Annotated in this window: 14 protein-coding genes; 4 read left to right on the forward strand and 10 right to left on the reverse strand. The window is 65.4% G+C overall.

Annotated elements, in window-relative coordinates; all coding sequences use genetic code 11:
- Positions 1-60 precede the first annotated feature (60 nt).
- Positions 61-1,911 carry an ABC-F family ATP-binding cassette domain-containing protein gene (locus tag ATI53_RS14070; RefSeq protein WP_111550667.1) on the reverse strand — a complete coding sequence of 617 codons (1,851 nt, stop codon included), beginning with the start codon at positions 1,909-1,911 and terminating at the stop codon, positions 61-63.
- Between the two features lie 242 nt (positions 1,912-2,153).
- On the opposite strand from ATI53_RS14070, the gene ndk reads away from it, so the two are divergent.
- Positions 2,154-2,576, forward strand: coding sequence for a nucleoside-diphosphate kinase (ndk, locus tag ATI53_RS14075; RefSeq protein WP_009505134.1), 423 nt, complete (start codon positions 2,154-2,156; stop codon positions 2,574-2,576).
- Positions 2,577-2,771: 195 nt separating this feature from the next.
- On the opposite strand, the gene ATI53_RS14080 is transcribed toward ndk, so the two are convergent.
- From ATI53_RS14080 to ATI53_RS14095, 4 genes are all read right to left on the reverse strand, one after another.
- Positions 2,772-3,179, reverse strand: coding sequence for a DUF4112 domain-containing protein (locus ATI53_RS14080; protein WP_034452778.1), 408 nt, complete (start codon positions 3,177-3,179; stop codon positions 2,772-2,774).
- Between the two features lie 5 nt (positions 3,180-3,184).
- Entirely contained in the window at positions 3,185-3,355 is a 171-nt protein-coding gene (locus ATI53_RS14085) for a YqaE/Pmp3 family membrane protein (protein WP_111550668.1), read from the reverse strand.
- 79 nt (positions 3,356-3,434) lie between these two features.
- Positions 3,435-3,779, reverse strand: coding sequence for a TfoX/Sxy family protein (locus tag ATI53_RS14090; RefSeq protein WP_111550669.1), 345 nt, complete (start codon positions 3,777-3,779; stop codon positions 3,435-3,437).
- Positions 3,776-4,978: a pyridoxal phosphate-dependent aminotransferase gene (locus tag ATI53_RS14095; RefSeq protein WP_111550670.1), complete on the reverse strand. Its 1,203-nt coding sequence runs from the start codon at positions 4,976-4,978 to the stop codon at positions 3,776-3,778. Before ATI53_RS14095 ends, ATI53_RS14090 begins: the two co-directional genes overlap by 4 nt.
- A 355-nt stretch (positions 4,979-5,333) precedes the next feature.
- Between ATI53_RS14095 and ATI53_RS14100 the strand changes: the two genes are divergently transcribed.
- Positions 5,334-5,933, forward strand: a complete 600-nt coding sequence (locus ATI53_RS14100; protein ID WP_111550671.1) for a biotin transporter BioY — start codon at positions 5,334-5,336, stop codon at positions 5,931-5,933.
- 100 nt (positions 5,934-6,033) lie between these two features.
- Positions 6,034-6,792 carry a heme-dependent oxidative N-demethylase family protein gene (locus ATI53_RS14105; protein WP_111550672.1) on the forward strand — a complete coding sequence of 253 codons (759 nt, stop codon included), beginning with the start codon at positions 6,034-6,036 and terminating at the stop codon, positions 6,790-6,792.
- Here ATI53_RS14105 and ATI53_RS14110 read toward each other — a convergent pair.
- The 4 genes from ATI53_RS14110 to ATI53_RS14125 form a co-directional block, all read right to left on the reverse strand.
- Positions 6,770-7,570, reverse strand: a complete 801-nt coding sequence (locus tag ATI53_RS14110) for a hypothetical protein (RefSeq protein ID WP_111550673.1) — start codon at positions 7,568-7,570, stop codon at positions 6,770-6,772. The genes ATI53_RS14105 and ATI53_RS14110 overlap by 23 nt on opposite strands.
- Before the next feature lie 144 nt (positions 7,571-7,714).
- Positions 7,715-8,527 carry a lytic murein transglycosylase gene (locus tag ATI53_RS14115; protein ID WP_111550674.1) on the reverse strand — a complete coding sequence of 271 codons (813 nt, stop codon included), beginning with the start codon at positions 8,525-8,527 and terminating at the stop codon, positions 7,715-7,717.
- A 196-nt stretch (positions 8,528-8,723) separates the two neighbouring features.
- A complete protein-coding gene (gene glnA / locus ATI53_RS14120; protein ID WP_009505123.1) occupies positions 8,724-10,130 on the reverse strand; it encodes a type I glutamate--ammonia ligase in 1,407 nt (468 codons plus the stop codon).
- Between the two features lie 58 nt (positions 10,131-10,188).
- Complete coding sequence (locus ATI53_RS14125; RefSeq protein WP_009505121.1) at positions 10,189-10,527, reverse strand: P-II family nitrogen regulator; 339 nt, start codon at positions 10,525-10,527, stop codon at positions 10,189-10,191.
- Positions 10,528-10,701: 174 nt separating this feature from the next.
- On the opposite strand from ATI53_RS14125, the gene ATI53_RS14130 reads away from it, so the two are divergent.
- The gene (locus ATI53_RS14130; protein ID WP_111550675.1) at positions 10,702-12,369 is read left to right on the forward strand and encodes an NAD(P)H-hydrate dehydratase; all 1,668 of its coding nucleotides are present in this window, start codon (positions 10,702-10,704) and stop codon (positions 12,367-12,369) included.
- Positions 12,370-12,443: 74 nt separating this feature from the next.
- Here ATI53_RS14130 and ATI53_RS14135 read toward each other — a convergent pair.
- On the reverse strand, positions 12,444-12,761 hold a 318-nt coding region (locus ATI53_RS14135), incomplete at its 5' end, for an integrase core domain-containing protein (RefSeq protein ID WP_211315390.1).

Genomic DNA, 12,761 nt, shown 5'->3' on the forward strand with positions numbered 1-12,761 from the left:
GCCGGCCGGGGGGCGCTGTGTCCCGCCTCGCGGCTCGTTTCACAACAGGCGCAGAAGCGTTCAGGCCCGCTCGGCCGTTTCCAGCTTTTCAAGCGCGGCTTCCCACAGGGCTTCGGCCTTGCGCAGCCCGTCCATGACTTCGGCGTATTTCCGGTTCCATGTGGCGAGTTCGCCGGCGCGGCCATCTTCGTAAAGGGCTGTATCGGCCAGCTTTTTCGCCAGCTTCTCGCGCATCTCTTCGATCTTTTCGACGCGCGCCTCGCATTTGCGCACATCCGAGCGCAGCGCCAGGATTGCGTCGCGCGTCGGGCGCGGCGCCTTGGGTTTGGGCTTTTCGGTCCTGGCGGGTTTGTCCTGCGTCAGCAGCAACGACCGATAGGCGTCAAGGTCGTCGTCATAGGGCGTGACCGTGCCATCCTTGACCAGCCACAGCCGGTCGGCCACGAGGCTGAGCAGGTGCATGTCGTGGCTGACCAGGATCACCGCGCCGGAATAGGCGGCAAGCGCCTGAATAAGCGCCTCTCGGCTTTCGATATCCAGGTGGTTGGTCGGTTCGTCGAGGATCAGCATGTGCGGCGCGTCAAGCGTTGCCAGCAGCAGCGACAGGCGCGCCTTTTGCCCGCCCGACAGGCGCCCGACCTCGGTTTCCGCCTGCGCCGCCATCAACCCGAACCCCGCAAGCTGGGCGCGCAGTTTCGATTGCATCACGTCGGGGCGTTCACGTTGCAGGTGTTGCAGCGGCGTTTCGTCAAGGTGCAGTTCGTCCACCTGATGCTGGGCGAAATAGCCGATGCGCAGTTTGGACGACACCGTGCGACGGCCGTCCATCAGCGACAGACGCCCCGCCAGCAGCTTTGACAGGGTCGATTTGCCCTGACCGTTGCGCCCCAGCAGCGCGATGCGGTCGTCCTGGTCGATGCGCAGGGTCAGCCGTTGCAGGACCGCGCGGTCGCCATAGCCGGTGACCCCGCCTTCCAGCGCCAGAATGGGCGGCGACAACTGATCGGGCTGTGGAAAGGTAAACACCTGTTCCGCCGCATCCTCGGGTGCGGTGATGGTTTCCATCTTTTCGATCATCTTGAGGCGGGCCTGCGCCTGCTTGGCCTTGGATGCCTTGGCGCGGAAACGGTCGACGAAGGTCTGCAAATGGGCGCGCCGGTCGTCCTGTTTGCGCGCTGCTGCCGCCTGAACCGCACGCCGTTCGGCGCGGGTGCGCGCAAAGGTGTCATAGCCGCCCTGATACAGCGTCAGCTGCCGCGCCTCGACGTGTAGGATCGCGTTCACCGCACGGTTCAGCAGCCCGCGGTCATGGCTGATCACGATCACCGTATGGGGATATTTCGCAAGGTAGGTTTCCAGCCAGAGCGCGCCTTCAAGGTCAAGGTAGTTGGTCGGTTCGTCGAGCAGCAGAATATCGGGTTGCGCGAACAGCACGCCCGCCAGCGCCAGCCGCATCCGCCAGCCGCCCGAGAAATCCGAGCTGGGGCGCTGCTGGTCGGCCTCGTCAAAGCCCAGGCCTTTCAGAATGGTCGCAGCCCGCGCTTCGGCGGACCAGGCGTCGATGTCGGTAAGGCGCATCTGCACTTCGGCGATGCGGTGAGCGTCGGTCGTGGTCTCGGCCTCGATCATCAGGGCGGCACGTTCTGTGTCCGCCTCCAGCACGGTTTCGACCAGCGTCTTGTCGGAGGCGGGGGCTTCTTGCGCAACACCGCCGATGCGGGCGCGCTCGGGGCGGGTGATTTCACCGCCGTCCAGCGTCAGCTGCCCCCGGATCAGCCGGAACAGCGTGGTTTTGCCCGCGCCGTTCGGTCCGACAAGCCCGACCTTGTGGCCGGCCGGAATGGTGGCGCTTGCGCCTTCGAAGAGGGGTCGCCCCTCGATGGAATAAGAGATGTCGTCGATCCTGAGCATGTGCGGCCCATAGCAGAGCGCGCGGGCGGCGGAAATCCCTCTTCGGTGTTTCCTTTTCGCCCGACTGCCGCGCGCCGGTGACGGGGCTGCGCCTCCGGTTGCGCAACCGGACGATCCGAAAGCGCGGGCGTCCCTGCGGCCGGGTGCCGCTAGAGGCTTCCCAATCCGCCAGCGTCATGTTAACGCCCCTGCCAGAGATGACTGGCCGGGCCCGAGCCCGGCCATTTCCAATGGAGACCAATATGGCCGTCGAACGCACCCTTTCGATCATCAAGCCCGATGCCACCCGCCGCAACCTGACCGGCAAGATCAATGCCAAGTTCGAAGAAGCGGGCCTGCGCATCGTCGCGCAGAAGCGCATCCAGCTGACCAAGGCGCAGGCAGGCGAGTTCTACAAGGTTCATGCCGAGCGCCCGTTTTACGACGAGCTGTGCGACTTCATGGCTTCCGAGCCGGTTGTCGTGCAGGTTCTGGAAGGCGAAGGTGCCATTGCCAAGAACCGCGAAGTCATGGGCGCGACCAACCCCGCCGATGCGGACGAGGGCACGATTCGTGCCGAATTCGCCGAGTCGGTCGGTGAAAACTCGGTGCACGGGTCGGACGCCCCTGAAACCGCGGCGGCCGAAATCGCCTATTATTTCTCCGGCCTCGAACTGGTCGGCTGAGACGCGTTCGCCCGCCATTTCGGCGGTCCACGGACACAGGAAAGGGGTTCCGCATGGCGGGGCCCTTTTTCGTTCAGGCGCCGGTTCGCTCGGGCGATGGTTCGTTCAGGCGCCGGTTCGCTCGGGCGATGGTGACAGCATCGCGCCTGCCTGCCACGCGCGGCGGGGAATGCGGGACGAGTCTTTGGCGGGGCGCTACACGCTGGTGGCGGACCGATAGTCAGCCGGTTCGGCGACGCCGCCCCCGGCGTCACGGTGCCGGGCCTCGACCCAAGTGCGCAGCAGTGCGGCGTTCCTGGTATTGGCCTTGTAACCGACATCCAGCAGATCGCCAATCAGCGGCAGCAGCCCAATCACCCAGTCGATGCCGATGTTCACACCCATCTGGCCAAGGATATGCCTGGGCGCGCCTGCCTGATGCGCTTGCGAAACGATCCAGGCCGCAGGCGCCAGTGCCAGCGTGTCGCCAACGCCGGGCACCAGCCCGATGATCGAATCCCACCCCAGACGGATGCGGGTAAACGGCAGGCGGAAGGCGCGGTCCATTGTCCGCGCCACCCTCTCGACCTGGTCGACCCTGCGAAAGGGATCTACTTGCGGCATCGGCGTCACACGCGCTGCGGTTCGCGGGCAATGATCCAGACGGCATGGACGATGCCGGGAATGTAACCCAGAAGAGTCAGAAGAATGTTCAGCCAGAAATGCTTGCCGATCCCGACCTGAAGAAACACTCCAAGCGGGGGCAGAATGATGGCGGCGATGATGCGGATCAGGTCCAAGGTCAGGGCCTCCGTTATGCGTTGATATTCACCGTTACAACACCGCAGGCGCGTGATTGGTTCCGTAATGCCGGGGCAATCAGCTGCGGGCGCGCACACCGATCCGGTCCAGAATGGTTTCGATGCCGAGCGGAATGTCGCCATCCGCGACGCGCACGGGGCGCGCCTTCAACGCATCGAACCGCTGACGCAGTTTCTGCTTTTCCATGCCGACGCAATCGTTCCACGGGCGCCCCTGCAAGGCCATGTGCAGCACGAAATACCCGACGAAATGCGGTCTCGTGCCGGTCGCCAGCATCCGCGCGTAGGCGGTATCGGCGCCGAGCGCGCGCAGAGTCTCGGCATCGGGTATCCCGGCGCGGTGGCACGCGCTTTCGATCGCCGGACCAAGGTTGCGGATCGACGATATGGGCGTGCCAGTCATCGCGCCGCCGCCTTGCGCGCCCGCGCCAGTTCGGCGCCAAAGGCGCAAAGCCGGCGCAGCGCTCGGTCGAAATTCGCGTCCGGCACGGTCATCGCCACGCGCACGAACCCCGCCGCGCAGGCGCCGAAGCTTTCGCCCGGCATCACCGCGATGCGGTGCGCGTCCAGCAGGGCATTGGCAAAATCCACGCCGCTCAGCCCGGTGGCGCGCACATCGAGAAACAGGTACATCGCGCCGCCCGATGGCACCATGGCAATCGCGTGCTGCGCGCCCAGTATATCGGTTGCGATTTGCCGGCGCCGGCGGAACGGGGCCGCAACCGCGGTTTCCGCCGCCATGCCCTGGCGCAGTGCGAACAGCGCTCCGTCCTGAATGTAGCCCGGGACCCCGTAGGTCGTGGTCACCGACAGATCGTAAAGCCGTGCGATGGCGGATGGCGGCCCGACGATCCAACCGATGCGGCTGCCGGTCATCGCGTGGCTTTTGGACAGCGATCCGACCACCAGCGTGCGTTCGGCCATGCCGGGCAGGGCGCGGATCGACAGATGGGCGCCCTGCCAGACCTGCGTGTCATAGACCTCGTCCGAGATCACCCAGAAATCCTGTGCGCGTGCTGTTTGTGCCAGACCGTCCAGCGTGGCACGGGGGTAAACGGCCCCGGTGGGGTTGTTGGGTGTGTTGATCAGAAGCGATGCGGCGCGGGTGTCGCGCGCGGCCTGGGCCACCCGTTCGGGGTCGGGCAGAAAACCGGTCTCGGGGCGGGTGTCAACCGCATGCGGAACCGCGCCCGCAGCCCGGATCGTGCCGCGATAGGTGGCATAGAACGGGTCGATGTGCAGCGCCGTGACGCCAGGATTGCAGGTGGCGACATGGGCGGCGAACAGGGCGGCCTGTCCGCCGGGTGTGACGATCACGTTTTCAGAGCCGGTCGGCACGCCGGTGCGCTGGAAGACCCGGCGCGCGATTTCCTCGCGCAGGGCGGGGATGCCGGGAATGTCGGCATAGCCTGTGTGCCCGGCCAGCGCCGCGCTGTGCATCGCGCCCAGGATCGCGGGATCGGTGCGGGTTTCGTGTTCGCCGATGGTCAGTTCGGTGACGCGCACGCCTTGGGCAACAAGGCGGCGGGCGGCGTAAAATACCTCCCACCCGTCGGAACCGCCGTCGTTCAGCGTTGTGATGCGGGTCGACAGGTTGGGCACGGGATGTCTTTCGCTGGGCAAGTAGGTGGGCAAGCGGGTGGGCAAGTGGCGGGAACACTGACAGTCCTTGCGCGGCTGGGCAAGACCAGTGGGTTCGCTCTGGGCCCTCGCGTGATCTGGGCCCTCGCGTGACAGGCGCCGGGCGCGGACGGGTCGCGCACGCGGTTTGCGCGGGACGGTGCAGGCGCCTGGACCGCCGCGCCGTTTCGTCAGGCCACCGGGGTTTGCCGGATTTGCAGCGGCTAACGCAGGGTTTGCAAATTATGCAGCGCCCCGCCGGCCCTGATCGCTTGCGATGCGCAGGGGCTTGGTGCAAAACGGGTGGGAACAGTTAATGAAACAAGGGGGACCCCCAATGACCATCGCTCAGAACCGGTCCGTGCTGGTCGACACTTTCGGCGCCACCGAAGGCGTCGGGCTGCGCGCGAAGCAGGCCGTGCTTGTGATCGCCGGGATCGCGCTGCTGGCCGTTGCCGCGCAGATCAAGGTGCCAATGTGGCCAGTGCCTGTCACCATGGGCACGTTCGCCGTGCTGGCGATGGGGGCCGCCTATGGCGCGCGCCTCGGCCTGGTGACGATCCTTGGCTACATGCTGATCGGCGCGCTCGGGTTCGACGTTTTCGCCGGCAGCAGCGCCGAAGCAAGCGGGCTGACCTACATGATGGGCGGCACCGGTGGCTATCTTGTCGGCTATGTGCTCGCCGTGCTCGCGCTTGGAACGCTGGCGCGCATGGGCTGGGACCGGTCCGCGCCGAAGATGGCCGGTGCGATGTTGTTTGGCAACGTGCTGATCTATGTACCGGGGCTGATCTGGCTGGGCATGCTCTACGGCTGGGACAAGCCGATTCTGCAGTGGGGGCTGACGCCGTTCCTGGTGGGGGATGCTCTCAAGCTTGCGATGGCCGCGCTGCTTCTTCCCGCCGCGTGGAAGCTGGTGGGCCGCGCCCGAAGCTGACGCCTGCCAGACGATCACCAGATACGGCGCGGGTTCATCCCGCGCCGTTTTTCGTTTGTGCCGCATTGATCGCGGGCCGGGCGTGCGCTAGCCATGGGCGATGATCCTGCAGGAAACGCTTCCCTTTGATCTGACTGTCTCGCGGCCGCTGCCGAATGTCTCGCCGGTGCCCATGGCGGACTGGCTGCACATCGACAGCGCCTTTGCCGGGCAGATGGCCGAACGGGACAGGCTGATCCTTGGCCGGCGCGATGCGGTCCACGCCCTGACCGGCAGCGCACGTCCGGCGGCGCGGGAATTGCTTGATCTGATGCTTGGCTGGCTGCCGGAGAGCTTTCGGCGCGATGAGACCCGTGTCATCCGCCCCGACGGGGTAAGCGTTTCGCTGGATCGCGACGATCCGCTGGTCACGGCGGGGCGGCTGGTCCAGGAGGATCTGTGCCTGCTGCAAAAGCCCGCCGGGGAAGACGAACACGTCCTGACCGGCGCGGTCCTGTGCTTTCCCGCGGGCTGGAGGTTGGCCGACAAGATGATGCGCCCCCTGACGGCCATTCACACCCCGATTCAGGAATACGACGACACGCTGGGACAACGGGTACAGCGGCTGTTTGACGGGGTTCGGCCGGGCCATCCGCTGATGCGCTTCAATCGGCTTTGGCACGACGATCCGGCGCTGTTCCAGCCCGGCCCCCGGCGGAACAATTCGCACCGCGCCGACCCCGCTTCCGCCCCGTTCTTTCGCACCGAGCGTCAGTGCATCGTGAAACTGCCCGAAACCGGGGCCGCGCTGTTTTCGATCCACACCTATGTGCTGGCACGGGCACGCGCCCTGGCGCTTAGCGCAGCAGCGCCGGCATGACCGTGTCGAACAGGCCCAGCGACTGGCAGGCCACGACCAGCGCCACGCCGGTCAGCACCCGCGTGACCGAGCGATAATTCACCCCTCGCACACTGCCGATGATGCCGAGCATCACGGCGATCGGCAGATGCACCAGGCCGATCATGCCGGTCATCAACCAAGCGGCCAACGACAGACGCCGCTCCTCCGGGGGCTGCTCGGTGATGCGGTCGCGAACGGTGACGACGGCCGCTTCGACGGTGCTGACGATCTGACGGCTGGCGCGCCATTCGGCTTCCTTGGCGATCATGAGATCGGCCTGTTCCTGCGCGGCGCGAATGCTGTCGGCCAGGCGCTGTTCCTCGTCGCGCTCGTCGGGCGCGGGCGCGCATTTGTTGTTGGTCAGGCGGTCGTGCAGCGCGCGAAAGCCGTCGCGGGACAGCCGCATGGTCGGAGCGCACCACTCGACGCGCGCGGCATCGGTGTGGTCAAGCACCAGCTGTACGGTACGGGCCAGGATCGCGGTCGCCGCCTCGTCATCCGGGCCAACGCCATCACGGGCGATGACACGGATCAAGGCACGGGGCATCTTGTCCTGCGCGCAGGGCGCCCGGATTGCCACGGCAAAGCGGTCGGCCACGACCGCGGCGCGTTTTCGGGCACGGCGCACCGGCTTGCCCGACGCGCAGTCGAGATCGCCAAGCACCGCTGCGGCGTCCGCCAGAGCAAGGCCAAGGTCGAACCCCGCGCCATCGGCCAGTCGAAGACCCGCATATGGCATGGTGCGGTCGGTCGTCATTGCCTGTTTCCCGATCCCAGTTAGACCCTTTTCGTTAACCTTGATTGGACGAAGATTGGGGCGAAACCTTGTCGGCCCCAAGGCTTTAACAGGAAATTAACCATATACGCGCCAAAGCTGCTGCCTTGCACATGCGGGGCGGCGTCAGCCGTCGATCCTGGCGGCCACAAGGGCGATGGCCCGCTGATACACCGTTGCCGCGTTCCATTCGTTCAACACGCGGAAATTGGCCGTACCCTGTTGATAGGGCTGGCCGGGCTGCCAGCCTTTCTGGCGCAGGTAATTGGCGGTCGAGGCAAGCGCGTCGGCCTGATTGTAGAAATCGACTCTGCCGTCGCCATTGCCGTCCACGCCGTAGCGCATGGCATTGCCGGGAAGGAATTGCGTGTGCCCCAGTTCGCCGTGAAAGGCGCCGTTCTGCCCGGCGGAGAGCATACCGCGATCAACCATTTGCAGCGCGGCGATGGCGTGCGGGGTGAAAAACGACGACCGGCGGCAATCATAGGCCACCGTGGCGATCGACGAGACCACCGGAACCGATCCCATATTGCGGCCAAACCCGGTTTCCATGCCATGAATGGCGATCAGAATGCCGGCGGGCACCCCGTAGCGCTGTTCGATGGCGGCGTAGAACGCGGCATTGGCGGCCTTGCGCTTGCGCCCCGTCGCGGCGAAGCCGTCGACCGAACCCAGGCGGATGCGGATGAATTCGTCCAGCGGATATTTCACGCCCTTCTGTGACCGATCGGCCCGGATGGTGCCGGTCGAGTAGGTGGCATTCATCAGCGCCTGAATGCCGCGCTGCCCGACCCCGGCCTGTTGCGCCTCGGCGGCAAATTCCTGTTTCCAGGCGTTGAAGCCGGCGGCGGTGTTGCCGCAGCCCGCCGCCTGGGCCGGCGCGGCGATCAGACAGGCAGAAACCGCCGCGGCGGCGGCGGTGAACAGGAAGCGAGGCATTCGGGGTCTCTCCGGTTTTTTATCTGGTCTCGGGACGGTAGCGCGTCGTCTCTGGGCGTCAAAGGGAAACTCTGTACGCGTGAAACGGCTGGGAAAACCGCGTAAAACCTGGATTTCGTGACGTTGCGACGTTGCGACACGCAAAAGGGGCGCCCGGGTGGGGCGCCCCTGGTGATCCAGTCCCGCGGGAGAAGGATCAGCAGCTGAAGTACATCTTGTATTCGACCGGGTGCGGCGTGTGCTCGTACGCGACGATCTCTTCCATCTTGAGCTCGATGTAGCCCTCGATCTGGCTTTTGGTGAACACGTCGCCTGCCAGCAGGAATTCGTGATCGGCCTTGAGGCAGTCGATGGCTTCGCGCAGCGAGCCGCAGACGGTCGGGATGTCGGCCAGCTCTTCGGGGGGCAGGTCGTACAGGTTCTTGTCCATGGCTTCGCCCGGATCGATCTTGTTCTTGATGCCGTCCAGACCGGCCATCATGAGAGCTGCGAAGCACAGGTAGGGGTTGGCGGCCGGATCGGGGAAGCGGGCCTCGACACGCTTGGCCTTGGGCGATTCGGTCCACGGGATGCGCACGCAGCCCGACCGGTTGCGGGCCGAATAGGCGCGCAGAACCGGGGCTTCGAAGCCGGGGATCAGGCGCTTGTAGCTGTTGGTCGACGGGTTGGTGAAGGCGTTCAGCGTCTGGGCGTGCTTGAGGATGCCGCCGATGAAATACAGCGCCTCTTGCGACAGGTCGGCATATTTGTCGCCCGCAAAGATCGGCTTGCCGTCTTTCCAGATCGACATGTTGACGTGCATGCCCGAGCCGTTGTCGCCCGCGATGGGCTTGGGCATGAAGGTCGCGGTGCGGCCATAGGCCTGCGCGACGTTGTGGATGACGTATTTGTATTTCTGAAGCTCGTCGGCCTGCTTGGTGAGCGAGCCGAAGATCAGGCCCAGCTCATGCTGCGAGGTCGCCACCTCGTGGTGATGCTTGTCGACCTTCATGCCGATGCGCTTCATGGTCGACAGCATTTCGGATCGAATGTCCTGGCCGTCGTCCATCGGGTTCACCGGGAAATAGCCGCCCTTGTAGGTCGGACGGTGGCCCAGGTTGCCCATTTCGAAGTCCGCGTCGGTGTTCCATGCGCCGTGGTCTGCATCGACCTCGTAGGACACCTTGCTCGGCGTAACCGAGAATTTCACGTCGTCGAACAGAAAGAACTCTGCCTCGGGGCCCATGTAGGCAACATCGCCGATACCCGAGGAAATCAGGTAGGCCTCGGCCTTCTGCGCGGTGCCGCGCGGGTCGCGGTCATAGGCTTCGCCGGTGTCCGGCTCGACGATCGAGCAGTGCACGCAAAGCGTTTTCTCGGCATAGAACGGGTCGATGTAGACGCTGTCGGGATCGGGCATCAATTTCATGTCGGACGCTTCGATCGACTTCCATCCCGCGATGGACGAACCGTCGAACATGAAGCCTTCCTCAAGAAAGTCTTCGTCCACTTCATCCGCGATCACGGTGACGTGCTGAAGCGCGCCGCGCGGATCGGTGAAGCGGATGTCGACGTAGGCGACCTCCTCGTCCTTCATCAGCTTGATGACATCCTTGATGCTCATTCCCATCTTCCCTCTTCTGTAATTTTCCGGGTCCGGTGTGTCTGGTGGCCCGACGCTCTTACAGAGCGTCAGAGCCGGATTCGCCTGTGCGGATCCTGATGGCCTGTTCCACGGGGCTGACGAAGATCTTTCCGTCTCCGATCTTGTCGGTCTTGGCCGCGCCGATGATGGCCTCGACGGCGGAATCGACCTGGTCATCGTCCAGCACGACCTCGATCTTTACCTTGGGCAGGAAGTCGACCACGTATTCCGCGCCGCGATACAGCTCGGTGTGGCCCTTCTGGCGGCCGAAGCCCTTTACTTCGAGGACCGAAAGGCCCTGGATGCCCGCATCCTGAAGCGCTTCCTTGACCTCGTCGAGCTTGAACGGCTTGATGATCGCCTCGACCTTTTTCATGGTCTGTCTCTCCTCGTGTTCCCGTGTCGGACCCTGCCAGATCATTTCTGCCGGACCGTCACAATCTGATAGCGGAACGGGGCAGGGCGTGCATAGGGCGATTTCTATCTGCTGCACTGTTTATGTGCAGATTGGTCAAATAGTAGGCGTTATGAAAACTTTGGAAAGGGTGGCATGGCGGAACTTCTGACAGCATCACAGATGCGTGCGATCGAGGATGCGGCCATACGCGCCGGCGACACCACCGGGGCCGATCTGATGGACCGTGCGGGCAAGGGCGTCGTGGCGGCGGTTCTTGCGCGCTGGCCGGAACTTGCGCAAGCTCCGCACAAAGCCGTGGTCCTGTGCGGGCCGGGTAACAACGGCGGGGACGGCTTTGTCGTGGCCCGGCAGCTCGCACAGCGCGGCTGGGACATCGAGCTGCGCCTGTTCGGCACGCCCGCACGCCTGCCGCCCGATGCGCGCGCCAATTTCGACGCCTGGCGCGACATCGGCGCGGTGCAGCCGCTTGAACCGGGTTATGAACCTTCGACACGCGGCGCGGCGCTGGTGGTCGATGCGCTGTTCGGCACCGGATTGACCCGGCCCATTCGCGGGCTGGAACTGACGTTGCTGGACCTTGCCGAAATGCGCGGGCAGGGGGCTGCGATTTCCCCGGAAGAGCGCCCGGACTGGACCCCGCTGATCGTGGCCGTCGACCTGCCAAGCGGGATTTGCAGCGACAGCGGGCGGGTGCTGCACGATGACGCGTTCAGCGGCTTGCCCGAGCGGTTGGAGGCGGCGGCGGCCAAGGCCGATCTGACGGTGACCTTTCACGCGATGAAGCTGGGCCATGTGCTTGCCGACGGGCCGGACCATTGCGGCGATGTGGTGATCTGCCCCATCGGGCTGGAGGCGCGGCGCAACCGGCGGCCGCGCAACGAGCGGGCCGATCTGGTGGCCGCGCCGCGCGGCCTGGCCAAACAGTCGGGGCACAAGTACGACCATGGCCATGCGCTGGTGGTCGCGGGCGGTTTCGGACGCACCGGCGCGGCGCGCCTTGCGGCCCGCGCGGCGCTGAGGATCGGGGCCGGGCTGGTCACGCTGGCCGCGCCGGGGTCGGCGCAGATGGAAATCGCGGCGCAGATCACCGCGCTGATGCTGCGCCGGACCGATACCGCCGAGGCGCTGGCCGCCCTGTTGTCAGATACACGGCTGAACGCGCTGTGCCTCGGGCCGGGGCTGGGGGCGGATCGCGCCCGCGCGCTGGTGCCGGTCGCGCTTGAATCCACGCGCGCTGCGGTGTTGGATGCGGATGCGCTCAGCGCCTTTGCCGACGCCCCCCGGGAACTGTTCGATCTCATCCACGAAGACGCCGTCCTGACCCCGCACGGGGGCGAATTTGCCCGATTGTTTCCCGATCTGAGCGACCGGCTGGCCGAAACACCCGACACCGGCCCCGCCTTCAGCCGCGTCGATGCCACGCGTGAGGCGGCGCGCCGGGCGGGCTGTACCGTGCTGCTCAAGGGGGCCGATACGGTGATCGCGGGGCCGGACGGGCGGGCGTCGGTGCATGCGGCGGTGGGCGCGCGCGCGGCACCGTGGCTTGCCACGGCGGGAACCGGCGATGTTCTGGCCGGGCTGATTACCGGGCTGATGGCGCGGGGGTTTGCCCCGTTCGATGCCGCTCGGGCCGGCGTCTGGTTGCATGTCGGTGCCGCCCGCGCCTTCGGCCCTGGCCTGATCGCCGAAGATCTGCCTGACACGATTCCGCAGGTGTTGCGCGACCTGCAGGAAAGGGCAGGCGGCGGGGCCGGGTCCCTGTTACATCCCGGGAGACGCTTTGTTGCACAAATCGGTTGAAGGCCGGACTTCCCCTTTCCCCGGTCGGGCTTATCTGAGCTACTCCCCATCGGTTGGACAGGATCTGGCGTAATTCAAGCTACTCGTTGCACCTGCTGATCGGGGTTGGTTGTTTCATTTCTCTGCCAATAGACCACGGCTGGCGGTCTGCCGCCAAGGGCGGAGTGTGGGCGTTGGTGGTTGTAGAAGGTCATCCATTTTCGAATGCCCGCCTTTGCTTCCGCCCCGGTCTCCCAGGCATGCAGGTAGACGCACTCGTATTTCAGGGTCCGCCACAGCCGCTCGATGAAGATATTGTCGAGGAACCGGCCTTTCCCATCCATCGAGATGCGCACGCCGGTCCGGCGCAAGCGGTCCGTCCAGGCGAAGGAGGAGAACTGAGACCCTTGATC

This window comes from Salipiger aestuarii (genome assembly GCF_003259905.1).
Classification (GTDB): Bacteria; Pseudomonadota; Alphaproteobacteria; order Rhodobacterales; family Rhodobacteraceae; genus Salipiger; species Salipiger aestuarii.